Genomic DNA, 25,445 nt, shown 5'->3' with positions numbered 1-25,445 from the left:
CTGCGGAGTTATCCACAGGCTCGCCACGGAAAGTGATGAAGCGGCTACGGTTTTTCCGGCGGCGCACCCGGCGCCGGCCGCCCACACTCCACGGGGGAAGACGAACATGCCCGGACAGCACACCATCACGCATGACACCACCGCCACCGCGGCGCGGCCCGCGGCGGTACGGGAGGTCCGGATCGGCCCGGGCCGCGCGGCCCGCGAACTCGGTCTCAAAAGCACCGAGTTCGACCTCGCCGTGCAGCTCGGGCGGATCCGCACGGTCCCCGACGGCGGCGGAGGGGGCCGGTGGGTCGACCGGGCCGAGATCGAGCGGCTCCGTGCCGGGCCGAGGTTTCCGGAGGCCCTGCGCCGGAGCGTGCACGCCGTGGGCACCACGGAGGGCGCCGCCCTCATCGACGTGACGAAGACCCGGTTCACCCGCCTCGCGAGGCTGGGCCTGCTGGTGCCCGTGAAGTTCTACCTGAACCGCTACCGCGCCGTGGTCTGGCTCTACCTGGCCGAGGAACTGCGGCTGTTCGCGGCCGACGACAGGAACCTGCCCCTCCTGACGGGGCGCACGCCCGAGAACCTCAGGAGCCAGCTCGACACCGGCATCGACCTGCGCCCGCGCAACTGGCGCGCCCGGCAGCTGGGCTTCATGCTCCGCCGGACCGACGACCCCTGGGCGCGCGCCGGGGCCGTGGCGTCACTGCTCGGCCCGCTGCACGTGTCGGAGGCCGTCCCCGACCCCCACGACCGCTCCCACCTCAACGGGTTCCGCCGACCGCCGCCGTCCCACGGCGCGCCCGGCTCACCGGCCGCGGACCTGGCGGAAGAGCTCATGACCGCTCAGGACCCGGACGAGGTCGCCCGGCTGCAGGCCGATCTGGTCCGGCTGACGGAGAAGGCGCGGGCACACCGGCCGGCACCCCGTCCCGCTCCCCGCCGACCGGAGCCGGTCCAGCGCGCGCCGGAGGCCGTCGAGCCGGTACGCGGGACGTCCCGCGGCCTGCTGGGCCGGTGGTGGCGCGGAAACCGGTGACCTACAGGGCCCGGAACAACCCTTCCTGGACGACGGACACCAGCATCCGTCCCTCCAGGTCGTAGATCCGGCCGCGGGCCAGACCCCGCCCGCCCGTGGCGATCGGCGACTCCTGGTCGTACAGGAACCACTCGTCGGCGCGGAACGGACGGTGGAACCACATCGCGTGGTCCAGCGACGCCATGTCGAAGCCGCGCGGCCCCCACAGCGGCTCCACCGGGATCCGCACGGCATCCAGGAGGGTCATGTCGCTGGCGTACGTCAGGGCGCAGGTATGAACCAGCGGATCGTCGCCGAGCGGTCCGACCGCGCGCATCCACACCGCGCTGCGCGGCTCGGCGCCCTTGACGTCGTCGGCGTTCCAGCGCAGCCGGTCCACATAGCGGATGTCGAAGGGCTGGCGGCGCGCCATCCGCTCCAACTGCTCCGGCAGCGCGCCCAGATGCTCACGGATCTCGTCCGACACCGTCGGCAGCGACTCGGGGTCCGGGACCTCGCGGGCCGGCGGTAGCTGGTGCTCGAAACTCCCCTGTTCAGGCTTGTGGAAGGAGGCGGTCAGATTGAAGATCGTGCGGCCCTGCTGCACCGCGGTGACCCGGCGGGTCGTGAACGACCGGCCGTCCCGCACCCGTTCGACCTGGTACACGATCGGCACCCCGGGTCTGCCCGGACGCAGGAAGTACGCGTGCAGGGAGTGCACGGGACGGTCGCCGTCCGTGGTGCGGCCGGCGGCGACCAGGGCCTGGCCGGCCACCTGGCCGCCGAAGACCCGCTGGAGTGACTCCTGCGGGCTGCGGCCACGGAAGATGTTGACCTCGATCTGCTCCAGGTCGAGCAGGGCGACGAGGCTCTCGGCCGGATTCGTCATGGGTGGGGTTCTCCTGTGCTCACAGCTGGCCGACATCGGTGACCCGGACGACCGCGCGGCCCTCCGCGTCGGAGGCGGTGAGGTCGACCTCGGCACTGATGCCCCAGTCGTGGTCGCCGGCGGGGTCGTCGAAGATCTGCCGGACCCGCCACAGCCCGTTCTCCGGCTGCTCCTCGATCAGCAGCAGCTTCGGCCCGCGGGCGTCGGGACCGGTGCCGAGCTCCTCGTATTCGTCCCAGTACTTGTCCATCGCCTCGCCCCAGGCATCCGCGTCCCAGCCGCCCTCGGCGTCCAGCTCGCCCAGCTCGTCCACCTGATCGAGGGCGGCGAGCTCGACCCGGCGGAACATGGCGTTGCGGACCAGGACGCGGAAGGCACGCGCGTTGGCGGTGACCGGCTTGACCTGGTCGGCCCTCTCCTGCGCCTCCTCGGCGGTCATCTCCTCCGGATTGGCCAGCTGCTCCCACTCGTCCAGCAGGCTGGAGTCGACCTGGCGCACCGTCTCGCCCAGCCAGGCGATCAGATCCTCCAGGTCCTCCGACTTCAGGTCGTCCGGGACGGTGTGCTCCAGCGCCTTGTAGGCGCTCGCGAGGTAGCGCAGCACGATGCCCTCGGTGCGGGCCAGCTCGTAGTGGGACACCAGCTCGGTGAACGACAGCGCCCGCTCGTACATGTCCCGGATCACGGACTTCGGCGACAGCGGATGGTCACCGACCCAGGGATGGCTCTTGCGGTAGGTGTTGTACGCGTGGAAGAGCAGCTCCTCCAGCGGCTTCGGGTAGGTGATGTCCTGGAGCCGCTCCATGCGCTCCTCGTACTCCACCCCGTCGGCCTTCATCGCGGCGACCGCCTCGCCGCGCGCCTTGTTCTGCTGGGCGGCGAGGATCTGGCGCGGATCGTCCAGCGTGGACTCCACGACGGACACCATGTCCAGCGCGTACGACGGCGACTCGGGGTCCAGCAGTTCGAACGCGGCCAGCGCGAACGTGGACAGCGGCTGGTTCAGCGCGAAGTCCTGCTGCAGGTCCACGGTGAGGCGGACGATCCGGCCCTCGGCGTCCGGCCGGTCGAGCTTCTCGACGATGCCACCGTCCAGCAGCGAGCGGTAGATGGCGATCGCACGCCGGATGTGCCGCAGCTGCTGCTTGCGCGGCTCGTGGTTGTCCTCCAGCAGCCGCCGCATCGCCTCGAAGGCGTTGCCGGGCCGGGCGATCACCGACAGCAGCATGGTGTGCGTGACCCGGAAGCGGGAGGTCAGCGGCTCCGGCTCGGAGCCGATCAGCTTCTCGAAGGTCTGCTCGCTCCAGGCGACGAAGCCCTCGGGCGCCTTCTTGCGCACGACCTTGCGGCGCTTCTTCGGGTCGTCGCCCGCCTTCGCCAGCGCCTTCTCGTTCTCGACGACGTGCTCGGGGGCCTGGGCCACCACGAAGCCCTCGGTGTCGAAGCCGGCACGCCCGGCGCGGCCCGCGATCTGGTGGAACTCCCGGGCCCGCAGCGTGCGCACGCGGGTGCCGTCGTACTTGGTCAGGGCCGTGAACAGCACCGTGCGGATGGGAACGTTGACGCCCACCCCGAGCGTGTCCGTGCCGCAGATGACCTTCAGCAGACCGGCCTGCGCGAGCTTCTCCACCAGCCGCCGGTACTTGGGCAGCATGCCGGCGTGATGCACGCCGATGCCGTGCCGGACGTAGCGGGACAGATTGCGGCCGAACTTGGTGGTGAAGCGGAAGTTGCCGATCAGCTCGGCGATCTTGTCCTTCTCCTCGCGCGTACACATGTTGATGCTCATCAGTGCCTGCGCCCGCTCCACCGCCTGCGCCTGTGTGAAGTGCACGATGTAGACCGGCGCCTGCCGGGCCTCGAGCAGATCGGTGAGCGTCTCGGTGAGCGGCGTGTACCGGTACTCGTAGGACAGCGGCACGGGACGCGTCGCCGAGCGGACCACCGCGGTGGGACGGCCGGTGCGGCGGGTGAGGTCCTTCTCGAAGAAGGAGACGTCGCCGAGCGTCGCCGACATCAGCACGAACTGCGCCTGTGGCAGCTCGAGGAGCGGGATCTGCCAGGCCCAGCCGCGGTCCCCTTCCGCGTAGAAGTGGAACTCGTCCATCACGACCTGGCCCACATCGGCGTCCTTGCCGTCGCGCAGCGCGATCGACGCCAGCACCTCGGCGGTGCAGCAGATGACCGGGGCGTCGGCGTTGACGGACGCGTCGCCGGTGAGCATGCCGACGTTCTCGGTGCCGAAGATCTTGCACAGCTCGAAGAACTTCTCCGACACCAGCGCCTTGATGGGCGCCGTGTAGAAGGTGACCTCGTCGCGCGCCAGGGCGGCGAAGTGGGCGGCCGCGGCGATCATGCTCTTGCCGGATCCCGTGGGCGTCGACACGATCACGTTCGCCCCGGAGACCACCTCGATCAGCGCCTCCTCCTGGTGCGGGTAGAGCGTGAGACCGCGCTCCTGGGCCCACGACTCGAAGGCTTCGTAGAGGGCGTCGGGGTCGGCGGTCGGCGGCAGCTGATCGATGAGGGTCACGCCCCCATCTTGCCTGCCCACCCGGCCGATGGGGGAATCGGCTGCGGGCGCGAAGATCGCGAACGCTACGCTGTGTCGCCGGCGGGGCGTCAACGCACCGGGCCGACCGGCCGGCGGCGAACGAGGAATGGGGCGGGCAACGGCGATGATGGGACCAGCACACTCACTGTCGGGCGCCGCGGCCTGGCTCGGGGTCGGCGCGGCGACGGCCGCGGCCGGACACCCCATGCCCTGGCCGGTGCTCCTGGCCGGCGCCCTGATCTGCGCCGGCGCCGCGCTCGCCCCCGACCTGGACCACAAGGCGGCCACCATCTCACGGGCCTTCGGCCCCGTGTCCCGCTGGCTGTGCGAGATCGTCGACAAGCTGTCCTACGCCGTCTACAAGGCCACCAGGAAGCAGGGCGACCCGCGCCGCTCCGGCGGGCACCGCACGCTCACGCACACCTGGCTGTGGGCGGTGCTGATCGGTGCCGGCACCGCGGTCCTGGCGATCACGGGCGGCCGCTGGGCGGTGCTGGCCATTCTCTTCGTGCACATGGTGCTGGCCATCGAGGGCCTGCTGTGGCGGGCGACGCGCGGCTCCAGCAGCGACGTCCTGGTGTGGCTGCTGGCCGCGGCCTGCGCCTGGATCATCGCGGGTGTCCTGGACCAGCCGGGCCACGGCTCCGACTGGCTGTTCACCGAGCCGGGCCAGGAGTACCTGTGGCTGGGGCTGCCGGTCGTCCTGGGCGCGCTGGTGCACGACATCGGGGACGCGCTGACCGTCTCCGGCTGCCCGGTCCTGTGGCCGATACCGGTGGGCCGCAAGCGCTGGTACCCGGTCGGCCCGCCGAAGGCGATGCGGTTCCGGGCGGGCAGCTGGGTGGAGCTGAAGGTGCTGATGCCCGTGTTCATGCTGCTGGGCGGAGTGGGCTGCGCGGCGGCGCTCAATGTGATCTGAGGGCCGCGCCCGTCCGGGACTCAGCCGGAACCCTCACCGCCGTACCGGCGCTCGAAGCGGGCGACACGGCCCTCCGTGTCCACGGTCCGGGCCTTGCCCGTGTAGAACGGGTGGCTCTCCGAGGAGATCTCCACCTCCACCACCGGGTAGGTCTCGCCGTCGTCCCACTCGATGGTCCGGTCGCTGGTCGCGGTGGACCGGGTGAGGAAGGCGTATCCGGCGGCACGGTCCCGGAAGACGACCGGGTGGTAGTCGGGGTGCTTGTCCTGCTGCATGGATGCTCCTCGGGGTCAGCCCGGCAGGTTGTCCTCGTCGACGACGTGCATCGCGGCCTCTTCGGCGGAGGCGGCCGCGCCGTCGATGCCGACGTCCATGGCGACCAGGGCCTCCTCCTCGTCCTCGTGCGCCCCTTCGTCGGGGGCCACGAGCCGGCCGGAGCGTGCGGCTCCGACCTCGCTGTCCAGGAGTTCCCCGTCGGTGTCCTCGGAATCGCCCAGGCCGTCGCCGTCGGGTGCGAGGGAGTCGGGCTGTTCCTCGGCGAGCCGCTGCTCCAGGGTCTCGCCCCGGTGGCGTTCCCCGGCCGTCACGCCGGTGTGCTCCACCGCCCAGGGGCGTTCCGGCGGGGACCAGCCCCGGTCGAGGGGATCGTCGACCCCGTCGTACTCAAGGGTGTCCTCCGCGTCGAGCAGCCCGGTGTCCTCCCTCTGCTCGGAACCGTCGGGCTGGTAGACGTCGTCTCCCCATCCGTCGGCGCTGTTCACAGGTACCTCCAGGGGGTGGGGACGGGCCCCTTCTCACCGCGGACCGCGGCGGGTCGCCGCTGCACGGGGCACTGGCGCCGTCCGTGCCCGGTCCGCCGGGCCCCGGGCGTCCCCGAGCCGGTGCCTGACTCCAGCCTTCCACCGGAGCTCCCCACCGCGCAACGGCACACCACCGGCGGGCCGCGCGCCCGGGATCCCCACCCCGCCCGGCACCCCCGCCGGTGCCCCGTCCCACGGCCCGGGACCGTCCCCGGACCAGGAGCCCCGCACGGGTACGGCCGTCGGCGCGGGCCGCGTTCCCCGGTCCCACCGCTGCCGGGGACGCAGGATGCCTGGGACGGCGTCCGGCCGGGAGTGCGGCATGGTGCCGCCGGCCCGGGCGCCGGGGTTCCGGGCCGGCCCGAGGTCACACCGGCGGGCCGAGGGGACCTCGCCCACGGGGCCACCCCCGCCGGGGCGGCGCGTGCTCAGCCGTGCCAGGAGCGCCACAGCGCCGCGTACGCCCCGTCCGCCGCGACCAGGTCGTCGTGGCTGCCCAGCTCGCTGATGCGGCCGTCCTCCACGACGGCGATGACGTCCGCGTCATGGGCGGTGTGCAGGCGGTGGGCGATGGCGATGACGGTCCTGCCGTCCAGGACACGGGCCAGGGAGCGCTCCAGGTGCCGTGCCGCGCGCGGGTCGAGCAGCGACGTCGCCTCGTCCAGGACCAGCGTGTGCGGGTCGGCCAGTACCAGCCGGGCCAGCGCGATCTGCTGGGCCTGGGCCGGGGTGAGCGCGAACCCGCCGGAGCCGACCTCGGTGTCCAGGCCCTCGCCCAGCGCACGGGCCCAGCCGTCCGCGTCGACCGCCCCGAGCGCCGCCCACAGTTCGGCGTCCTCCGCGTCGGTCCTGGCGAGCCGCAGATTGTCGCGCAGGGAGCCGACGAAGACATGGTGCTCCTGGTTGACCAGGGCCACATGTTCCCGGACCCGTTCCGCGGTCATCCGCGACAGCTCGGCGTCGCCCAGGGTGACCCGCCCGTCCCGGGGCGCGTAGATCCCGGCGAGCAGCCGGCCCAGGGTGGACTTGCCCGCACCCGAGGGGCCGACCAGTGCCAGCCTGGTCCCGGGGGCGACCTCGAGGGACACCTTGCGCAGGACGTCCACGCCCTCCAGGTAGCCGAAGCGCACCTTGTCCGCGTGGACCCGGCGCCCCTCGGGAGCAAGACCGGTGTCACCGGCGTCGGGCTCGATGTCCCGGACCCCGACCAGCCGGGCCAGCGACACCTGTGCCACCTGCAGCTCGTCGTACCAGCGCAGGATCAGCCCCACCGGGTCGACGAGCATCTGCGCGATCAGCGCGCCCGTGGTCAGCTGGCCGACGCCGATCCAGCCCTGGAGGACGAACACCCCGCCGATCATCAGCACCGAGCCGAGCACGGTGACATGGGTGATGTTGACGACGGGGAAGAGCACCGACCGCAGCCAGAGGGTGTAGCGCTCCCAGGCCGTCCACTCCTTGACCCGCCGGTCGGACAGTGCCACACGGCGCGCGCCGAGACGGTGCGCCTCCACGGTCCGCCCCGCGTCCACGGTCTCGGTGAGCGCGGCGGCCACGGCGGCGTACCCGGCGGCCTCCGAGCGGTAGGCGGCCGGCGCCCGCCGGAAGTACCAGCGGCAGCCGATCACCAGCAGCGGCACGGCGAGCAGCACGGCCGGCGCCAGCTCGGGCGCCGTGACGACCAGTCCGCCCAGCAGCAGCGCCGCCCACACCACGCCGATGGCCAGTTGGGGCACGGCCTCGCGCATGGCGTTGCCGAGCCGGTCGATGTCGGTCGTGATCCGCGACAGCAGATCACCCGTGCCCGCCCGTTCCAGCACGCCCGGCGGCAGCCCGACCGACCGCACCAGGAAGTCCTCGCGCAGATCGGCCAGCATCCGCTCGCCGAGCATCGCCCCGCGCAGCCGTACCTGCCGGACGAACACCGCCTGGAGGGCCAGCGCGAGCACGAACAGCGCGACCGTGAGCCCCAGGTGCGGCTCCCGCTCCCGGTCCGAGACCCGTTCCACGAGTCCGCCCAGCAGGTACGGGCCCACCATCGAGGCGAGCACGGCGACCGTGTTCACGGTGATCAGCAGCACGAAGGCCCGGCGGTGCCTGCGCAGCAGTTCGCTCACGTAGGCGCGGACGGTCGCGGGCGCGCCCACCGGCAGCGTGCTGGCCGCGGTCGGGGCCGCCGGGTCGTAGGCCGGTGGCGCTACGCCGATCATGCCGTCTCCTCGATCTCTTCCAGTTCTTCCAGCCGGTGCAGGACCTCGTCCTCGCGCAGGACGCCGTCCTTGTCCAGGACCTCCGCCGACGCGGCCTCGTCCTCGGTCTCGCGTGTCACCACGGCCCGGTACCGGGGTTCGGTGCGCACCAGTTCGCGGTGCTCGCCGACCGCCGCGACGGTGCCGCCGTGCAGGAACACCACCCGGTCGGCGCGGTCCAGCAGCAGCGGGGACGAGGTGAACACCACGGTGGTGCGCCGCGCCCGCAGTTCGCGCACGCCCTGGGCGATACGGGCCTCGGTGTGTGAGTCGACGGCCGAGGTCGGCTCGTCCAGGACGAGCACCTCCGGGTCCGTGACCAGCGACCGGGCCAGCGCGAGCCGCTGGCGCTGCCCGCCGGACAGGGACCGCCCGCGCTCGGTGATCCGCGCGTCCATCGGGTCGTCGGCGTCCACCGAGCCCTGCGCCAGCGCCGCCAGCACGTCCCCGCACTGCGCGGCGTCCAGCGCGTCGCGCGCGTCGACCGCGCCGGACGCCGGCACGTCGAGCAGTTCGCGCAGGGTGCCGGAGAGCAGCACCGGATCCTTGTCCTGCACGAGGACGGCCCGGCGGGCGGAGTCCAGCGGCAGTTCGTCGAGCGGCACCCCGCCGAGCAGCACCGGGGTGCCCCGCTCGGAGGCGTGCCCGCCGAGCCGTTCGGCCAGCCGTCCCGCCGCGTCCGGGTCCCCGCACACCACGGCGGTGAGCCGGCCCGTGGGGGCGAGCAGACCGCTCTCCGGGTCGTACAGGTCCCCGGCCGGGTCCTCGGCGGCGCGCGATCCCGCGGTGTCCGTGGCCCGCTCCAGCGACAGCACGCGCGCGGCCCGCTTGGCCGAGGGGCGCGAGAAGGAGTACGCCATCGCGATCTCCTCGAAGTGCCGCAGCGGGTAGGTGAGCACCATGACCGAGCTGTAGACGGTGACCATTTCACCGACGGCGATCCGGCCCTCGCGGGCGAGACGGACGCCGTACCAGACCACCGTGATCAGCAGGATCCCCGGCAGCAGCACCTGGATCGCGGCGATCAGGGCCCACATCCTGGCGCTGCGCACGGCGGCGTGACGGACCTCCTGGGAGGCGCGGCGGTAGCGGTCGAGGAACAGTTCCTCGCCGCCGATGCCGCGCAGGACACGCAGTCCGGCGACGGTGTCCGAGGCGAGCTCGGTGGCCCGGCCGGCCTTCTCGCGCTGGACGTCCGCCCGCCGGGTGGCGCGGGGCAGCAGCGGCAGCACCGCGATCGCCAGCACCGGCAGTCCCACGGCGACGACGACCCCCAGCGCCGGCTGGTAGACGACCAGCCCGGCGCAGACCAGCACGATGGTGACCGCCGCCGCGGTGAACCGCGACAGGGCCTCCACGAACCACCCGATCTTCTCGACGTCACCGGTGGAGACCGCCACGACCTCACCGGCGGCGACCCGCCGGGTCAGCGCGGAGCCCAGCGTCGCCGCCTTACGGGCCAGCAGTTGCTGGACGCGGGCGGCGGCGGTGATCCAGTTGGTGACGGCGGCGCGGTGCAGGAAGGTGTCGCCGATGGCGTTGCCCGCGCAGGCCAGCGTCATCAGGCCGCCGGCCAGCGCGAGCCGGCCGCCGGAGCGGTCGACCGCGGCCTGGACGGCGACGCCGACGCAGAACGGCAGCGAGGCCACGGAGGCGAAATGCAGCAGGCCCCAGGCCAGCGACTTGAGCTGCCCGGACAACTGATTCCGGAAGAGCCACCACAGGAATCGGGGACCCGAGCGGGCGTCGGGCACCCCCGGGTCGGGAAACGGAAGGTCTTGGATCTGCATGACGTCCCAGTGGCTCGGATCAGGGGGCGGCGGAAACGGGGAAAGGCGGAGGTGCGCGCAGTCCGGGGACGGCGGCAGCAAACCGTGACAGGTTGACCCCGCTACGTACCGGGAGGCAAACGGTTTTCCACACGAGCGCACAGAACCGGCGGTCCGGGCGGCCGGCACCGCCGTACCGTCACGTCACACGGGTCATACGGACGCGTCGCCGCACCGCGTGGGGACCGCCCCGTCGATCAGGGTGTCCAGCAACTCGCCCAGTGCCTCGCGCTGGGCGTCCCCCAGCGGGGCCAGGATCTCCTCCGCTGCGGACCGGCGCGCGGCGCGCAGTTCCCGCAGGGCCGCGCGCCCGTCGTCGGTGAGCTCGATCCGGATCACCCGCCGATTGGCCGGATCCGGCACCCGCCGCACCTTGCCGTTCGCCTCCAGTCCGTCGACCAGTGTGGTGACGGCGCGGGGGACCACCTCCAGCCGCTCGGCCAGATCGGCCATGCGGGGCGGTGAACCGTAGTGCGCGAGGGTGCGCAGCAGCCGTGACTGGGCAGGAGTGATACCGAGCCCGCGCCCCTCCAGATGGCGCTTCTGGATGCGGTGCACCCGGCGGGTCAGCCGAAGCAGCTGCTCGGCCAGCAGGCCGTCGGGATCGGGGGCGGTCATACGGGAACAATATCAGGATGCCGTTCATTGTGAGTATAGGTAACAATGAGCTGGACTCATCCCTCTCCCGAAGTCACCGGGCACCCTCACCGAAGGAGACCATGCACCCCGATCACGAACCCGCCTGGACCCCGCCCGCCGGTGCCGAGGAGCAGCCCCGGCAGGTGCGGCGCATCCTGAGGCTCTTCCGTCCCTACCGGGGCCGCCTCGCGATCGTCGGCCTGCTCGTCGGCGCCGCCTCGCTGGTCTCGGTGGCCACCCCGTTCCTGCTGAAGGCGATCCTCGACGTCGCCATCCCTGAGGGCCGTACCGGGCTGCTCAGCCTGCTCGCGCTCGGCATGATCCTCAGTGCCGTCCTCACCAGCGTCTTCGGCGTGCTGCAGACCCTGATCTCGACCACCGTGGGCCAGCGCGTGATGCACGACCTGCGCACCGCCGTCTACGGCCGGCTCCAGCGCATGTCGCTCGCCTTCTTCACCCGCACCCGCACCGGTGAGGTCCAGTCCCGCATCGCCAACGACATCGGCGGCATGCAGGCCACCGTGACCTCCACGGCGACGTCCCTGGTCTCCAACCTCACCAGCGTGGTCGCCACCGTCGTCGCGATGCTGGCGCTCGACTGGCGGCTGACCGTGGTCTCGCTGGTCCTGCTGCCGGTGTTCGTCTGGATCAGCCGCCGCGTCGGCAACGAACGCAAGAAGATCACCACCCAGCGCCAGAAGCAGATGGCGGCGATGGCCGCCACGGTCACCGAGTCGCTCTCGGTCAGCGGCATCCTGCTCGGCCGCACCATGGGCCGCTCCGACTCCCTGACCGGCGCCTTCTCGGACGAGTCCGAGCGGCTGGTCGACCTGGAGGTCCGGTCGAACATGGCCGGCCGCTGGCGCATGGCCGTCATCACGATCGTCATGGCCGCCATGCCGGCGATCATCTACTGGACGGCCGGCATCGCCCTGCGGACGGGCGGCCCCGAGGTCTCCATCGGCACCATCGTCGCCTTCGTCTCGCTCCAGCAGGGGCTGTTCCGCCCGGCCGTGAGCCTGCTGTCCACCGGCGTCCAGATCCAGACGTCGCTCGCGCTCTTCCAGCGCATCTTCGAGTACCTCGACCTCCCGATCGACATCACCGAGCGCGAAGACCCGGTCCACCTCGACCGGGTCAAGGGCGAGGTCCGCTTCGAGGGCGTCACCTTCGGATACGACGACAAGAGCGGCCCCGTCCTCGACGGCATCGACATCACCGTCCCCCCGGGCGGCAGCCTCGCCGTGGTCGGTCCGACCGGCGCCGGCAAGTCCACCCTCGGTCACCTCGTGCCACGGCTGTACGACGTCACGGGCGGCCGGGTCACCCTCGACGGCGTCGACGTCCGCGACCTCGACTTCGACACGCTGGCCCGCGCGGTGGGCGTCGTCTCCCAGGAGACGTACCTCTTCCACGCCTCGGTCGCGGACAACCTGCGCTTCGCCAAGCCGGACGCCACCGACGAGGAGCTGTACGCGGCGGCGCGGGCCGCGCAGATCCACGACCACATCGCCGCCCTGCCCGACGGGTACGACACGGTGGTCGGCGAGCGCGGCCACCGGTTCTCCGGCGGTGAGAAGCAGCGGCTGGCGATCGCCCGCACCATCCTGCGCGACCCGCCGGTCCTGGTGCTCGACGAGGCCACCAGCGCCCTGGACACCCGTACCGAGGCCGCCGTCCAGGAGGCCATCGACGCGCTGTCGGCCGACCGCACCACGGTCACCATCGCCCACCGGCTGTCCACCGTCCGGAGTGCCGACCAGATCGTGGTCCTCGACTCCGGCCGCGCGGTCGAACGCGGCACGCACGAAGAGCTGCTGGAGCGCGGCGGGCGCTACGCGGCCCTCGTGCGCCGGGACGCCCAACTGGAGCCGACAAGATGAAGATATGCCGGGTTTGCGGCGGTATGCGGGTTACCGTGCCCGCATGCAGACGAACACTCCGTCACGGAGCACGATCCGACTGACGCGCCGGGGCCGTTTCGCCCTCGCGGCGCTCGGGGCCGTCGTGGCCGGCACCGCCGTGGCGGTACCGCTGCTGATCATGAACGGCGACGACGACTCCCGCCCCACGACCCTGGTGATCCCGGAGGGCTGGCGCGCGAGCCAGGTGTACGCCGCCGTCGACAAGGTCCTCGACCTGCCCGCCGGCACCACGAAGAAGTCCCTCCCCGAGGCGGACCTGAAGCTGCCCGACGAGGCCGGGGGCGACCCGGAGGGCTACCTCTTCCCGGCGACCTATCCGCTGAAGGAGGAGACGACCCCGCAGAAACTGCTGTCCCGCATGGCCGACACCGCCGACAAGAAGTTCAACGGAGCCCCGATCGCCGCCGGCGCGCAGCGCAACGCGATGAACGTCTACCAGGCGGTCACCGTCGCGAGCATCGTCCAGGCGGAGGCGGTCACCAAGGCCGACATGGGCAAGGTGGCCCGGGTGATCTTCAACCGGCTGGAGCGCGGGATGCCGCTCCAGATGGACTCCACCGTCGACTACGCCCTGAACCGCGGGGCGCCGCGCACGACGGCCGCCGACACCGAGATCGACAGCCCCTACAACTCCTACCGGCGCATGGGGCTGCCCCCGACCCCGATCGGCAACCCCGGCGAGGACGCGGTGCGCGCCGCGATCAACCCGACTCCGGGCGACTGGCTCTACTTCGTCACCGTCAAGCCGGGTGACACCCGCTTCACGGCCGACTACGCGGAACACCAGCGCAACGTCGCCGAGTCCGGCGCACAGGGGAAGAAGGCGGGCGAACCGTCGAAGAAGTGAGCGGCGCGCCCCCGGCCGTCACGCCGCGGCCCGCTCCTCCCGCGCCGGCAGCCGCCTGATGTCCCGCACCGCCGCGCGTCCGGCCCGGTTGGCGCCGATGGTGCTCGCCGAGGGGCCGTAGCCGACCAGATGGATCCGCGGGTCGGCGACCGCCCGCGTGCCCTCGACCCGGATGCCGCCGCCCGGCTCCCGCAGCCGCAGCGGGGCGAGATGCCCGACGGCGGGCCGGAAACCGGTCGCCCACAGGATGACGTCGGCCGCCACCCGCCGTCCGTCCTCCCATTCCACACCGTCGGGCGTGATCCGGTCGAACATGGGCTGCCGGTCGAGCACACCGTCCGCCAGACCCCGGCGGACCGCATCGTTGAGCGGCAGTCCCGTCACGGAGACGACACTGCGCGGCGGCAGACCCTGCCGCACCCGCTCCTCGACGAGCGCCACGGCCGCCCGGCCCGCCTCCTCGTCGAAGGGGCCCTCGCGGAAGACCGGGGGCCGCCGGGTCACCCAGGTCGTGGCCGCCGCGTACGGCGCGATCTCCAGCAGGTGCTGGGTGCCCGAGGCGCCGCCGCCCACCACGACCACCCGCTGCCCGGCGAACGCCTCGGGCCCCGGGTACCGCGCCGTGTGCAACTGCCGTCCCCGGAAGGTCTCCCGGCCCGGGTAGCGCGGCCAGAACGGCCGGTCCCAGGTGCCGGTGGCGTTGATCAGCGCCCGCGCCGACCAGTCGCCGTCCGAGGTCTCCACCAGCAGCCGTCCACCGGATCCCTCGCGCACCGCCCGTACGTCCACCGGACGCCGTACCCGCAGGCCGAAGGTCCGCTCGTAGCGGTCGAAGTACTCGCCGATCACCTCGGAGGAGGCCCGCGCGGGATCGGCGCCCTCCAGCTCCATGCCGGGCAGCGCGTGCATCCCGTGCACCTTGCCGTACGTCAGTGACGGCCACCGGAACTGCCAGGCGCCGCCGGGGCCGGGGGAGTGGTCCAGCACCACGAAGTCGCGGTCCGGCTCGAACCCGGACCGCCGCAGGTGATAGGCGCTCGACAACCCGGCCTGTCCGGCGCCTATGACGACCACTTCGACCTCGCGCATGTCGTTCACGCTTCCACCAACCGTACGGAGGCCGTGGATCTTCCCGTCGGCGCTCCCGCGGGAACCCCGGCGCATGGGCCAGGATGGAGCACATGTCCGATGCCTTCACCACCCGAGTCCTGACCGTCGCCACCGGCTCCGACGAGAGGGTCGTCGACATCACCGGCGACTGCGAGTCCTTCCTGCGGGAGACGGCGGCCGGCCGGGACGGCCTGCTGAACGTCTTCGTGCCGCACGCCACGGCCGGGATCGCCGTCATCGAGACCGGTGCCGGCAGCGACGACGACCTCCTGTCCGCCCTGCACACCCTGCTGCCCGCCGACGACCGCTGGCAGCACCGCCACGGCAGTCCCGGCCACGGCCGCGACCACGTCCTGCCCGCCTTCGTCCCCCCGCACGCGACGCTCCCGGTGGTGGACGGACGGCTGGAACTGGGCACCTGGCAGTCGGTGTGCCTGGTCGACACCAACCGCGACAACCCCGACCGCCGGGTACGGCTGAGCTTCCTCGGCTGAATCGGCCCCCTACGGGCCGGACTCCACGGACGCACGGTCGACGCGGAGCCGGATCGGCGAACTCGGCACCGGTGTCGTGCCGCGCAGCGACGGTCCCGGCCTGGAGGTGTGTTCGAGCTCGGCGACGTCTTCCCTGCCGCGGGGGTGCGCGACGGCGGCAACGCCCCGCGCCCCGCCGCGAGTCGGCCGGCACGGACGCCCCGTCAGGCCGCGGCCCCACCCTTGCCGCCCCGGAAGGCCCCGTCGTCCGCCTCGGCCGACCGGACGGTCCGCGTCCGGCACGTCGCACGCGGGCGAGGCCCGGGAGCCGCAGGCCGTCCGGCCGCCCCGGGCCGCGGCCCGTTCACGGCCGGGGCCGGGGAAACGACTCCAGTGCGGCCGCCAGGCCGGAGGCGTCCGTGCCGATCTTGCGGTAGACCGACGAGAGCAGATGGCGTACGCCCTGCTCCGTGAGGCGCAGCTTCCCGGCGATCACCGCCGTGGACGCTCCCCGGACCGTCAGCTCGGCGGCCTTCCGTTCGGGCGCGGTGAGGGTGTCCGTCTGGGCGTAACGCAGGGGCAGCGGCCGCAGTCCGGCCGCGGCGAGCTCGTCCCTGGCCCGTGCCGCCAGCGCCTCCGCGCCGCAGTGCACGGCGCTCTCCAGCCCGCGGTAGAGGTGGTCGGCGGCCTCCTGCAACTGCCCGGTGCGGGACAGCGCCGCCCCGTGGCCGACCAGGGCGCGGGCCAGCTCGTAGGCCGCGGGCGACTGTTCCAGGTGGCCGACGGCCTCCGCGTGCAGGTCGAGCGCGGCCGGGCCGCCGGTCACCTCGGCCAGCGTGTGCAGCGCCTGCCCGATCGCCGAGGCCGCCCCGAAGTCCCGGGCCCGCTTGACCGCGTCCTGCGCGTGCCGGACCGCCCGGTCGGGTGCGCTGCGGGCGAGCGCGGACGCCAGCCCCGACTGCCAGGCGCACCAGGCGGGATTGCGCCACTCCCGCCCGTCCAGCCAGTCCCCGACGTCACGGAGCAGCGCGGCGGCCTCGTCCGCGCGGCCCTCCGCCAGCAGCAGCTCGGCGTACACCGTGCGCGGGTCGGGGTAGATGACGGCGTTCGGGACCAGCCTGCCGTAGCGGTGGTGGTCGGCGATCCGGCGTGCCTCCGCCGTACGCCCGCGGGCCAGGAGCGTCTGGATGAGGATGCCGACGGCGAACCACTGGGCGGGCACCGCCCCCTCCACCCGGTCGGCGATGCGCAGCCCCTCCCGGACCAGGTTCTCCGCCTCGGCCAGGGAGCCCCGGCGGTAGCGGATGTACCCGGAGAGGGTCTGGCCCAGGGCGAGGTGGGAGCCGCGCCAGCCCTTCGCCTCGCACTCCGCCATGCCCTTGCTGAACAGTTCCTCGGCCCGCCGCGGCCGGTCGGCGTACAGGAACACCATCGCCACCGCCACCGGCACCTCGAAGCCCCGGTTCTCGTCGGTCCAGCTCAGCCCGCCCCGCAGGGCCCGCTCGGCGTACTCGAGGGCCGTCTGCCGCGGCTCGCCGCACACCACCGCCTCCCAGGCCCGCAGGCCCAGGATGTACCGCTCCTCCAGGCCGCGGCCGGTCACCTTCGCGGCCAGCCTGGCGAGCCGGCGCGAGCGGGCGGCGGGGTCCGGCTCGTCGGTGCGGTACGAGCTCCACACGAAGTGGTCGGCCTGCATCCGCAGCCTGATCCGGGGGTGCGGGGTGCGCCGCGCCTCGTCGGCGGCGACGGCGGCGGCCTCGGCCACCTGGTCGATGTGCGCCAGCGCCTGCGTGAGCCGGTACACGATGGACGCCCGCAGTTCCGGGTCGATGCCGGGCTCCGCCAGCGCCTCACGGAGGTGCGCGACCGTGGCCGTGGGCTTGATGAGGAAGGTGGAGGAGGCGAGTTCGTGCAGCAGCTCGGCGCGCTGCTCCGGCGGCGGCGGCTCCTGGAGCGCCCGCGTCAGCAGCCGCCGGGCCGCTTCCGGGGCGCCGGCGCGCATGTACTCGCGGGCGGCCTCGCGCAGACACGCCACCGCCTCGGCGCGGCCGTCGCAGGGCACCTCCAGCAGGTGCCGGGCGGCCGCCGCCGGCCCGAACCCGGCGGCCCGGATGGCCTCGGCGGCCCCGTTGTGCAGTCCGACCCGCAGCGCCGGGGGAATGGAACGGTAGACGGTGGTGGCGATCAGCGGGTGGACGAAGGCGAGTCCGTCCCCGGTCCCGTCCTCCTCGGCCAGGATCCGGACGGCGCGCAGCCGCTCCGTCGCCTCGGCGGCCGCCTCACTGCCGACCACGGCGATGGTGGCGGCGAGCTCCTGCGACACGGACTCGCCGAGCACGGCCGCGGCGTAGGCGAAGCGGACGGTGGACGTTCCGAGGGCGTGCAGGCGTTCGATCAGGCCGCGGCCCTTGAGCGCCGCGGCCAGGTCCCGCATCGTGCGCAGCTCGTGCCAGGCGCCCCGCAGATTGCGTTCGCCCAGGCGGATGGCGAGTTCGACGGCCTCGAACGGGTTCCCCCCGGTGACCTGCCGGCATTCCTCGCAGAACTCGTCCTCGGCCTCGTCCCCCACCTCGTCCCTGACGATCCGCGCCACCGCCTCGGAGGTGAGCGGCTCCAGCGCGTAGGGGCGGGTGCCGAGGCTGCCCGGCAGGGCACGCAGCGGCTCCGCCTCGCGCGGCAGGTCGTCGGGCCGGTGGGCGAGGACGATCAGCAGCGGCAGGTCCGCCACCCGGGGGGCGAAGGAGGTGATCCAGTCGAGGGACTCGATGTCCGCCCAGTGCAGGTCGTCGAGCAGCAGCACCATGGGTGCCTTCCGCGCGGCGAGCCGGGTCATGACCCAGTCCAGGCCCTCGCGGACCCCGGACGGGTCGGGCACGTGGGGGCCTGGCCCCGCCTCCAGGCCGAGCGCGGTGGCGACGACGTCGTACCAGCTGCCCAGGAACGCGCGGAGCTCGTCGCCGTCCATCGCGGCCAGCGGGGGCTGGAGGAGTCGGCGCACCACACGGAACGCCAGCTCCTGCTCGTTCCGGCCGCCGCAGCCCGACAGCACGGTGACCCCTTGGGCCAGCGCGCGGGAGCGGGCCTGCGTCAGCAGCGCCGTCTTGCCCATCCCGCCCGGCCCGGTGAAGACGAGGAGCCCGCCGCGCGGTGTCTGCGGAACCCCGTCCCGGGTGTCCCGCAGGGCCGCCAACGCCTCCTCCAGCGCTCGCAGTTCCCGTCGGCGCTCCAGCAACGGCCGGGACTCCGTGACATGCTGCCGCCGCTCGGTCGTCATGTGCCCTACCGCTTCCTGTCGTTCGGCCAACGGGTGGCAGACGAGCGTATGCCTGTCGCGGCGCACCGTGTCCGTCTTCCGGTACGACCACGACAGGACGGGTGAATCGAAGGCGGCGACGGCTTGAGGCATCCCTTCTGTGGGTAGGGGCACTCGAATGGATCGCGCCCGGGGGCGCGGGCCCGTGGTGGCGCCCGGGTCAGGCCGGGGCCGCCGCCGTGTCGGCGTAGCGCGGCACGGTGCGGGACCAGTGGCAGCATCCCCGGATCCAGCCGGCCATGCCCTCCGCGTAACCGACGGCCGAGGGACTCAGCCGCGGCCTGATCTCCTCGAAGAGGCCGACGAACTCGTCGATCGCGCGGTTGATCTGCCGGATCGCCAGCATGACGGCGACCGGCAGGGAGCAGTGGTGGGCCCGCTGGTGGGCGAGGGCCAGATTGATCATCCCGCCGGCCCGTCGCTCCTTCACCGCGGAGTACAGATCGGGTATCCACACCGCCGCGTCGGCCGACAGCCGGGTCAGCCGCCGCATCGCCGGGTGCTGCAGCTCCGCGTCGGACAGTTCGCACGGCTGGGCCGCCTCGCACAGCGGATGGAAGGGCTCGACCCCCGCGGTCAGCGACCGGATCGACGTGCACAGTCCGGTCGGCAGCGGGGTGGTGTCGGCCTGTGCCACCGCCTCGTACAGCAGGCCGTGCACGTACTCACGGCTCTTGACGGCCCATCGCGCGGCCTGGGCGGGCGTGCACCGCTCGCGGACCTGCCGGTGCAGATCGGCCAGGGCGGCGCCGAGCGGCGTCGACGGCGACGCGTCGTCCCGCAGTACGGCGATGCTCTCGTCCAGCATGGGCAGCAGCCGGCCGGGCCCCCGCCGGCCCACCTCCTCCGCCCGGTCGTCGAAGACGAATTGATAGGCGATCTGATTGGCGACGATCTGCAGCAGACCGGAATCCATTTCCGGACCGTTGTAGGAGGCGAGCTGGGCCGGACGGGTGCGGGCGATCATTTCCGGAACCCAGCTTTCGTCCGCCAGTCCCGTTTCCCGCAGCCACTTCTCGACGCCCTCCGTGACCAGGTGCTCGTGCGGATTGGCCCGGAACGGGAACGGCATGTGCAGATGGGTGTCGATCAGGTCCCTGAGATCGGCGCCGGGAATTCCGTGCAGGGTGCCGGCCGTGCTGTCCTCATGTGTGGTCGACAAGGTTGTCACCCGCCCTTCGGGACCGCCGGCCGAGCCCGCCACCGCGCGGTTCGCAGATCATCCGCAGCGACCTGGGGCCCAGGGTCACCGCGGGGCGCACCGGCGCGACGGGCCCCGGGGGGTGCCGCAGCCGCCAGCGCCGGGCGATGGTCGCGACCGCCACCGTGCTCTGTGCCATGGCGAAGGAGTCCCCGAGGCATTTCCGGCTGCCCGCGGAGAACGGGACCATCGCACCGTACGGCTGGTCGGTGTGCTCGCCCGACAGCCACCGCTCGGGCCGGAACCGCTCGGGGTCGGGGAACGACGAGGGCGCGTGGTGCAGCAGATACGGGCTGTAGAGAACGGTGGTCCCGCGCGGCAGACGGCGCCCGCCGAACTCGACGTCCCTGGTGGTGGACCGGGTGAAGAGCCAGCCGGGCGGGGAGTGGCGCAGGGTTTCGCTGATCACGGCCCGGGTGTAGGGGAGGTGCGGCAGATCGTCGGAGGTGGGGAGGGTGCGCCCGGCCAGTACGGAGTCGACCTCGGCGTGCAGCTCGCGCTCGGCCTCCGGGTGCTGCGCGAGCAGGCTGAACGTGGAGGACAGGCCCAGGGAGGGGCTCTCCGACCCGGTGAGCAGCAGGGAGACGAGCTGGTCGTGCACCTCACCGGGGGTCACGCCGTGCTCCCCGGCGTCGGCAGCCGCCAGCAGGGCCCCCAGCAGATCGTCGCGCGGCTCGCCCGCGCGGCGCTCGGCGATCGCCGCGTCCACGAGCCGGTGCAGACGGGCGACCGCGTCCCGGTACCGGCGGTTGGCGGGCAGGGGCACCCGGAACAGGACGTCGACCGGGACGACCGTACGCACGAACAGGCCGTGGACGATCCCGGCCAGGCAGTCCCGCACCTCGGCGGCCCTCGCCGCGTCGAGCGAGTCGGAGAGCAGGACCCGGCTGACCGCCCCCGTGGTCAGGGTCATCATGGCCGCGCTGACGTCGACCTCCCGCCCCGCCCGCCACGTGCGGCACACCGACTCGGCCTCCTCGCCCATCGCCTCCGTCAGGCCGGCGACGCGGGACGGACGGAAGACGGGCTGCAGCAGCCTGCGCTGCCTGAGGTGATCGCCGTGCGGGCAGGTGACGACCCCGTCCCCCATGAGGGCCCGGAGCCGCTCGTAGAGGGGGCCGCCCTTGTCGAAGGTACGGGTGTCCCTGAGCATCTCGTGGACCAGTCGCGGGTGGCACACCACCCAGGCGCGCACCGGACCCAGGCGTATCTCCACCAGATCACCGTGCGCGGACAAAGAATTCAGAAACTCCAGCGGGCGTCGGAACAAGGCGATACCGTGGCCGACGGACGGAAATATGCCCGGCGCGATTCCCGACCTCCAGGCCGGTACCGGTTCATCAACGCGATTGCTCATCGAATACCACCTGTCTCGAGCGACACAAACGGAATTCAGTGAGTCCACATATACGAGTCCACATACATGTGGCACTCGCACCTTGTCCTGCCCGCACCGGACCGGTATCCGACGCGTCCCGTCCCGTCGCCCAGGGGGCGCACGGGTGCACGGGGAGCGCAGGAATTCAGGCGTGCGCCTCGACGAACCGGGCGAACCGGGCCAGTGCCGGGCGGGTGCCCGGTGAACGGCCGGACGGAGCGCGTTCACACGTCCCGAGGCGCGGGTCGGGTACACGGTCCCGTCGCGCTGCGGCGAGGAAGCCCGCGAGGAGAAGGGACACCCTTTCACCCGTACCGCTTCACCCCGTGCCACGGACGACGGCGACGGGACAGTCGGCGTGGTGCAGCAGTGCCTGACTGACCGAACCGAGCAGCATCCCGGTGAAGCCGCCGTGACCGCGGGCCCCGGTCACCACCAGTTGGGCCTCCCGGCTCGCGTCGAGCAGCGTGTGCCGCACCCGCGCCCGCTCCAGGCGCAGCTCCACGGCGACCCCGGGCCGGGCCTCCCGCCACGGCGCCACCGCCTCCTCCAGCAACCGCTGGTGCCGCTCACGGAGCCGGTCGAGGTCCACCACCACGTTCAGCGGATCGGCGGGGCCCTCGTACGGCGTCGGCTCGCTCCAGGTGTTCCACACATGCGTCGCGACCAGCGGCGACCCGCGCAGCGCGGCCTCGGCGAAGGCGAAGTCCGCCGCCGCGGCCCCGGCCGGCGAGCCGTCCACGGCGAGGAGCACGGGCCCCTCGGGGCCGGGACGACCGCGGACCACCATCAGCGGGCCGTGCCCGTGCGCGGCCAGCTGCACGACCGTCGAGCCCAGCAGCAGATCCCCGAAGCCACCGTGGCCCCGTCCGCCGACCACCGTCAGCACCGCGTGCCGCGACTCGCTCCGCAGCACCGTCAGCGTCTCACCGGACGCCACGGTCCTGGCCACCTCCAGTCCCGGCGCACGGTCGCGGGCACGCTGCTCGGCCCCCGCCAGAACCCCGTGGATCATCGGGTTGAGATCGGCCGGGCGGCTGAACGCGTGCACGATCCGCAGCCGCGCGCCGCGCAGCAGGGCCTCGCGCGCCGCGACGTCGACCGCGGCGAGACTGGACGGCGAACCGTCCACTCCTACGACCACCGTGTCGTTCACCACTCGCTCCCGTCCCCGGCGTTTCCTCCGGGTACCCGTGGGAAGGAGCGTGTATTCACCCGTCCGACCTGCGGCGATACGGGCTCCCCGGAAATCCTCGGTTCCGTCGCGCCCTCTGTCCATCCGTCACAACACCCATTTTCCGGCCGAATGGCGGGATGGCACCATTGCCCCCGTGGGGGTGGATCACCCGTGCCGTTCGACGGCACGGCCGGCACCCCGCACCGGACGACATCGGCCATCGACGAGAGAACCGGGAAGGGGACGGGCTGTGCCTGCTCCACGGATGAGCGCCACGCCGCTGCCGGGCATCGGCGTGAAATACGACCTCACCACGCGTGAGCACGAGCACCTGTCCGTGATCGCGCACCGCGACGGTGCCCGCACGGTCAACGTCTACCGCTCCGACGACCCGGACGCCTGTGCCCGCTCGATGCGGCTGACCGTCGCCGAGTCGGCCGCGCTGATCGACGCGCTCATGCCCGCCCACCACAGCCCCAACCTGCTGCACACCACCGACCTGGGGCTGGTCGCCGAGCGCATCGAACTGTCCGCCGTCTCCCACTGGAACGGCCGGCTGCTGGGCGACACCCGGATGCGCACCGACACCGGCGCCTCGATCGTGGCCGTGCTGCGGCGGGCCGAGGCGATCCCGTCCCCCGCACCGGACTTCCGGCTGGCCGGCGGTGACACGCTGATCCTGATCGGCACCCGCGAGGGCATCGACGCCGCCGCCGAGATACTCGGCAGGGAGTGAGCGCGTGCATTCTTCCGCGGTCTTCCTGATCGAGTTCGGCGCCATCATCCTCGGGCTCGGCCTGCTGGGGCGGCTCGCCGGACGTCTCCGGTTCTCCCCGATCCCCCTCTATCTGCTGGCCGGCCTCGCCTTCGGCGAGGGCGGGCTGCTGCCGCTCGGCGCGAGCGAGGAGTTCGTCGCGATCGGCGCCGAGATCGGCGTCATCCTGCTGCTGCTCATGCTCGGCCTGGAGTACACGGCCAGCGACCTCGTCTCCAACCTCAAGACCCAGTACCCGGCCGGCCTCGCCGACATGGCACTCAACGCCCTGCCCGGTGCCGTCATGGCCCTGCTGCTCGGCTGGGGCCCGGTCGCCGCGGTGGTGCTGGCCGGCGTCACCTGGATCTCCTCCTCCGGCGTCATCGCGAAGGTCCTCGGCGACCTCGGACGGCTCGGCAACCGCGAGACCCCGGTCGTCCTCAGCATCCTGGTGCTCGAGGACCTGGCGATGGCGGTCTACCTGCCGATCATCACCGCCCTGCTGGCCGGCGTCAGCCTCGCCGCGGGCAGCGTCACGCTGGCCATCGCGCTGGGGGTCGCCGGGCTCGTGCTGTTCGTCGCCGTCCGCTACGGGCGGGTGATCTCCCGCTTCGTCTCCAGCGACGACCCGGAGAAACTGCTGCTGGTGGTGCTGGGCCTGACCCTGCTGGTCGCGGGACTCGCCCAGCAGTTGCAGGTCTCGGCGGCCGTGGGCGCGTTCCTGGTCGGCATCGCCCTGTCCGGGGAGGTCGCCGAGGGCGCGCACAGCCTGCTGGCGCCGCTGCGGGACCTGTTCGCCGCCGTGTTCTTCGTCTTCTTCGGCCTGCACACCGACCCCCAGTCCATTCCGCCGGTGATCCTGCCCGCCCTCGGGCTCGCCGTCGTCACCGCGCTGACGAAGATCGCCACCGGGTACTGGGCCGCCCGCCGGGCCGGGATCTCGTCCAAGGGGCGCTGGCGCGCGGGCGGCACCCTGGTCGCCCGCGGTGAGTTCTCCATCGTCATCGCCGGCCTCGCGGTCACCGCCGGCATCGAACCGGACCTCGGCCCCCTGGCGACGGCGTACGTCCTGGTCCTGGTCGTCCTGGGCCCGCTCACGGCCCGCTACACCGAGCCTGTCGCGCTGCGCCTGACCGCCCGGCGCAGCGCCACCGCCGGCGCCGTGCCCGCACGGGCCACGGCGCCGGCCGCGGAGACGCTGGAACCGGTGGACGAGAGCCGGTCCGAACGCTGAACGGGCCGGCGCCCGGCCCGCGGAGAACGCTCTAGTCCTCCAGCCGTACCGGCATCAGGAGCGAGAACGTGTGCTCGTCGTCCGGCCGGCGGATCACGAGGGGCGCCGTGGGAGCGCCGAACTCGAGGACCAGCCGGTCGCCGGCGCCCGCGGCGAGCGCGTCCAGCAGGAACGCGCGGTTCACGGCGACGAGGTCCGGGCCGTCGGCTTCGTCCCCGGCCAGGGCGACCGAGCCGTCCTCCGCCACCTCCAGCACGCTGAGGTCGTAGGGCTCACCGCCCTGCTCGCACGACTCGCGCGGGCGGGCGGGGCCGGTGCGCACCGCTTCCCGGAAGGCCGGCACGTCCACCACGGCGCGCCGCCCCGCCGGGAGGCGGAGGAGACGCCGGTAGTCCGGGAAGTCGTGGCCGAGGCACCGGCCGGCCGTCTGCCGGTCCCCGGCCTCCAGGGTCACGCGGTCACCGTCCACGGCGAGCCGGACCCGCTCCTCCCCGTCCAGCAGCGCCCGCATCGCGTCGGCGAGCGGAAGGGGCACGGTGACCTGGACGCGGGACCCGTCGTGTCCGTCGGCGGCGGCGCGCGCCACGGCCATCCGGTACCGGTCGGTGGCCACCAGGCGCAGTGCGTCGCCCTCGACGTCGAAGAGGATGCCGCCGAGCACCGGCAGCTCCGGGTCGGTGGCGGCCGCGAACCGGACCGCGTCCAGCGCGGCGGCCAGCCCGGGGCCGGAGAGGGACAGCCGTACGGCGGTGTCGGTGCGGAGCGAGGTCATGGGGTTCTCCCTGTGGTCGAGCAGGACTCGGAGTGCGGAGAACTCGGCGCGGGCATCGGACAGCCCCTGCTCCAGCCGGCGCAGATGCGCCTGAAGGAGCTGTCGTACGAGATCGGTGTCGGCGCCCGTCCAGCCGGCCAGCACCAGCCGGATGTCCGCCAGCGGCATCCCGGCCCGGCGCAGCCGGGCCAGCAGCCGGGCCTCCTCCAACTGCCCGGGGGCGTACCAGCGGTAGCCGCTGACCGGGTCCACCCGGTCGGGGACCAGGACACCGGCACGGTCGTAGAACCGCAGGGCGCTCACGCCCAGCCCGCTGTCCCGGGCCATCTCACCGATGCTGCGCATCTCGCTCTCCACACCCGTGACCCTGCTCCCT

General features: G+C 73.0%; 20 protein-coding genes. 7 read left to right on the top strand and 13 right to left on the bottom strand.

The features are described 5' to 3' along the window. Positions 1 to 106: 106 nt before the first annotated feature. Positions 107 to 1,027, top strand: coding sequence for a DUF6397 family protein (locus tag ACF1DX_RS17215; RefSeq protein WP_391791981.1), 921 nt, complete (start codon positions 107 to 109; stop codon positions 1,025 to 1,027). Between the two features lies 1 nt (position 1,028). Here ACF1DX_RS17215 and ACF1DX_RS17210 read toward each other — a convergent pair whose 3' ends face one another. After that, a complete protein-coding gene (locus ACF1DX_RS17210) occupies positions 1,029 to 1,895 on the bottom strand; it encodes an acyl-CoA thioesterase (RefSeq protein WP_391791980.1) in 867 nt (288 codons plus the stop codon). Between the two features lie 19 nt (positions 1,896 to 1,914). Beyond that, the gene (locus ACF1DX_RS17205) at positions 1,915 to 4,428 is read right to left on the bottom strand and encodes a DEAD/DEAH box helicase (protein ID WP_391791979.1); all 2,514 of its coding nucleotides are present in this window, start codon (positions 4,426 to 4,428) and stop codon (positions 1,915 to 1,917) included. Positions 4,429 to 4,573: 145 nt separating this feature from the next. Between ACF1DX_RS17205 and ACF1DX_RS17200 the strand changes: the two genes are divergently transcribed. Then, on the top strand, positions 4,574 to 5,368 hold the full coding sequence (locus ACF1DX_RS17200; RefSeq protein ID WP_030865603.1) for a metal-dependent hydrolase: 795 nt from the start codon (positions 4,574 to 4,576) through the stop codon (positions 5,366 to 5,368). Positions 5,369 to 5,388: 20 nt separating this feature from the next. Here the strand turns inward: ACF1DX_RS17200 and ACF1DX_RS17195 are convergent, their stop codons facing one another. From ACF1DX_RS17195 to ACF1DX_RS17175, 5 genes are all read right to left on the bottom strand, one after another. Next, positions 5,389 to 5,643, bottom strand: a complete 255-nt coding sequence (locus ACF1DX_RS17195; protein ID WP_085572959.1) for a type B 50S ribosomal protein L31 — start codon at positions 5,641 to 5,643, stop codon at positions 5,389 to 5,391. A gap of 15 nt (positions 5,644 to 5,658) precedes the next feature. Then, positions 5,659 to 6,129: a DUF5709 domain-containing protein gene (locus tag ACF1DX_RS17190; RefSeq protein ID WP_391791978.1), complete on the bottom strand. Its 471-nt coding sequence runs from the start codon at positions 6,127 to 6,129 to the stop codon at positions 5,659 to 5,661. A gap of 467 nt (positions 6,130 to 6,596) precedes the next feature. Further along, positions 6,597 to 8,378 carry an ABC transporter ATP-binding protein gene (locus ACF1DX_RS17185; protein ID WP_391791977.1) on the bottom strand — a complete coding sequence of 594 codons (1,782 nt, stop codon included), beginning with the start codon at positions 8,376 to 8,378 and terminating at the stop codon, positions 6,597 to 6,599. Then, the gene (locus tag ACF1DX_RS17180; protein ID WP_391791976.1) at positions 8,375 to 10,207 is read right to left on the bottom strand and encodes an ABC transporter ATP-binding protein; all 1,833 of its coding nucleotides are present in this window, start codon (positions 10,205 to 10,207) and stop codon (positions 8,375 to 8,377) included. The genes ACF1DX_RS17185 and ACF1DX_RS17180 overlap by 4 nt, the downstream gene beginning before the upstream one ends. A gap of 192 nt (positions 10,208 to 10,399) precedes the next feature. Beyond that, positions 10,400 to 10,864, bottom strand: coding sequence for a MarR family winged helix-turn-helix transcriptional regulator (locus tag ACF1DX_RS17175; protein ID WP_085576243.1), 465 nt, complete (start codon positions 10,862 to 10,864; stop codon positions 10,400 to 10,402). Positions 10,865 to 10,965: 101 nt separating this feature from the next. Here ACF1DX_RS17175 and ACF1DX_RS17170 point away from each other — a divergent pair, with 101 nt between their 5' ends. Continuing rightward, positions 10,966 to 12,768 (top strand): ABC transporter ATP-binding protein, encoded by a 1,803-nt coding sequence (locus ACF1DX_RS17170; protein WP_391791975.1) that lies wholly within the window; start codon positions 10,966 to 10,968, stop codon positions 12,766 to 12,768. A gap of 43 nt (positions 12,769 to 12,811) precedes the next feature. Next, positions 12,812 to 13,657, top strand: coding sequence for an endolytic transglycosylase MltG (gene mltG / locus ACF1DX_RS17165; RefSeq protein ID WP_391791974.1), 846 nt, complete (start codon positions 12,812 to 12,814; stop codon positions 13,655 to 13,657). Between the two features lie 18 nt (positions 13,658 to 13,675). Here the strand turns inward: mltG and ACF1DX_RS17160 are convergent, their stop codons facing one another. Then, positions 13,676 to 14,746 (bottom strand): NAD(P)-binding domain-containing protein, encoded by a 1,071-nt coding sequence (locus ACF1DX_RS17160; protein WP_391792144.1) that lies wholly within the window; start codon positions 14,744 to 14,746, stop codon positions 13,676 to 13,678. 92 nt (positions 14,747 to 14,838) lie between these two features. Here ACF1DX_RS17160 and ACF1DX_RS17155 point away from each other — a divergent pair, with 92 nt between their 5' ends. After that, the gene (locus ACF1DX_RS17155) at positions 14,839 to 15,261 is read left to right on the top strand and encodes a secondary thiamine-phosphate synthase enzyme YjbQ (protein WP_391791973.1); all 423 of its coding nucleotides are present in this window, start codon (positions 14,839 to 14,841) and stop codon (positions 15,259 to 15,261) included. 343 nt (positions 15,262 to 15,604) lie between these two features. Here ACF1DX_RS17155 and ACF1DX_RS17150 read toward each other — a convergent pair whose 3' ends face one another. The 4 genes from ACF1DX_RS17150 to ACF1DX_RS17135 form a co-directional block, all read right to left on the bottom strand. After that, a complete protein-coding gene (locus ACF1DX_RS17150; RefSeq protein ID WP_391791972.1) occupies positions 15,605 to 18,514 on the bottom strand; it encodes an ATP-binding protein in 2,910 nt (969 codons plus the stop codon). Positions 18,515 to 18,713: 199 nt separating this feature from the next. Then, on the bottom strand, positions 18,714 to 19,724 hold the full coding sequence (locus ACF1DX_RS17145) for a (-)-alpha-amorphene synthase (protein ID WP_391791971.1): 1,011 nt from the start codon (positions 19,722 to 19,724) through the stop codon (positions 18,714 to 18,716). Continuing rightward, complete coding sequence (locus ACF1DX_RS17140; protein WP_391791970.1) at positions 19,699 to 21,111, bottom strand: cytochrome P450; 1,413 nt, start codon at positions 21,109 to 21,111, stop codon at positions 19,699 to 19,701. Before ACF1DX_RS17140 ends, ACF1DX_RS17145 begins: the two co-directional genes overlap by 26 nt. 340 nt (positions 21,112 to 21,451) lie before the next feature. Continuing rightward, complete coding sequence (locus ACF1DX_RS17135; protein WP_391791969.1) at positions 21,452 to 22,288, bottom strand: universal stress protein; 837 nt, start codon at positions 22,286 to 22,288, stop codon at positions 21,452 to 21,454. A 286-nt stretch (positions 22,289 to 22,574) separates the two neighbouring features. Between ACF1DX_RS17135 and ACF1DX_RS17130 the strand changes: the two genes are divergently transcribed. Both ACF1DX_RS17130 and ACF1DX_RS17125 read left to right on the top strand, forming a co-directional pair. Further along, complete coding sequence (locus tag ACF1DX_RS17130) at positions 22,575 to 23,045, top strand: cation:proton antiporter regulatory subunit (protein WP_030865659.1); 471 nt, start codon at positions 22,575 to 22,577, stop codon at positions 23,043 to 23,045. 4 nt (positions 23,046 to 23,049) lie between these two features. Next, complete coding sequence (locus ACF1DX_RS17125) at positions 23,050 to 24,297, top strand: cation:proton antiporter (RefSeq protein ID WP_391791968.1); 1,248 nt, start codon at positions 23,050 to 23,052, stop codon at positions 24,295 to 24,297. A 31-nt stretch (positions 24,298 to 24,328) separates the two neighbouring features. Here ACF1DX_RS17125 and ACF1DX_RS17120 read toward each other — a convergent pair whose 3' ends face one another. Next, positions 24,329 to 25,414 carry a MerR family transcriptional regulator gene (locus ACF1DX_RS17120; protein ID WP_391791967.1) on the bottom strand — a complete coding sequence of 362 codons (1,086 nt, stop codon included), beginning with the start codon at positions 25,412 to 25,414 and terminating at the stop codon, positions 24,329 to 24,331. Between the last annotated feature and the right edge of the window lie 31 nt (positions 25,415 to 25,445).

The organism is Streptomyces sp. NPDC014676 (assembly GCF_043084105.1).
Lineage (GTDB): Bacteria > Actinomycetota > Actinomycetes > Streptomycetales > Streptomycetaceae > Streptomyces.
This window is presented reverse-complemented; position numbering and strand designations above follow the sequence as displayed.

Coding starts and splice junctions, on each gene's coding strand:
- ACF1DX_RS17170 (WP_391791975.1), top strand. CDS start 10,966: ATGCACCCCGATCACGAACCCGCCTGGACCCCGCCCGCCGGTGCCGAG.
- ACF1DX_RS17150 (WP_391791972.1), bottom strand. CDS start 18,514: ATGACGACCGAGCGGCGGCAGCATGTCACGGAGTCCCGGCCGTTGCTG.
- mltG (WP_391791974.1), top strand. CDS start 12,812: ATGCAGACGAACACTCCGTCACGGAGCACGATCCGACTGACGCGCCGG.
- ACF1DX_RS17120 (WP_391791967.1), bottom strand. CDS start 25,414: ATGCGCAGCATCGGTGAGATGGCCCGGGACAGCGGGCTGGGCGTGAGC.
- ACF1DX_RS17155 (WP_391791973.1), top strand. CDS start 14,839: ATGTCCGATGCCTTCACCACCCGAGTCCTGACCGTCGCCACCGGCTCC.
- ACF1DX_RS17185 (WP_391791977.1), bottom strand. CDS start 8,378: ATGATCGGCGTAGCGCCACCGGCCTACGACCCGGCGGCCCCGACCGCG.
- ACF1DX_RS17195 (WP_085572959.1), bottom strand. CDS start 5,643: ATGCAGCAGGACAAGCACCCCGACTACCACCCGGTCGTCTTCCGGGAC.
- ACF1DX_RS17140 (WP_391791970.1), bottom strand. CDS start 21,111: ATGAGCAATCGCGTTGATGAACCGGTACCGGCCTGGAGGTCGGGAATC.
- ACF1DX_RS17160 (WP_391792144.1), bottom strand. CDS start 14,746: ATGCGCGAGGTCGAAGTGGTCGTCATAGGCGCCGGACAGGCCGGGTTG.
- ACF1DX_RS17180 (WP_391791976.1), bottom strand. CDS start 10,207: ATGCAGATCCAAGACCTTCCGTTTCCCGACCCGGGGGTGCCCGACGCC.
- ACF1DX_RS17215 (WP_391791981.1), top strand. CDS start 107: ATGCCCGGACAGCACACCATCACGCATGACACCACCGCCACCGCGGCG.
- ACF1DX_RS17210 (WP_391791980.1), bottom strand. CDS start 1,895: ATGACGAATCCGGCCGAGAGCCTCGTCGCCCTGCTCGACCTGGAGCAG.
- ACF1DX_RS17130 (WP_030865659.1), top strand. CDS start 22,575: ATGAGCGCCACGCCGCTGCCGGGCATCGGCGTGAAATACGACCTCACC.
- ACF1DX_RS17175 (WP_085576243.1), bottom strand. CDS start 10,864: ATGACCGCCCCCGATCCCGACGGCCTGCTGGCCGAGCAGCTGCTTCGG.
- ACF1DX_RS17200 (WP_030865603.1), top strand. CDS start 4,574: ATGATGGGACCAGCACACTCACTGTCGGGCGCCGCGGCCTGGCTCGGG.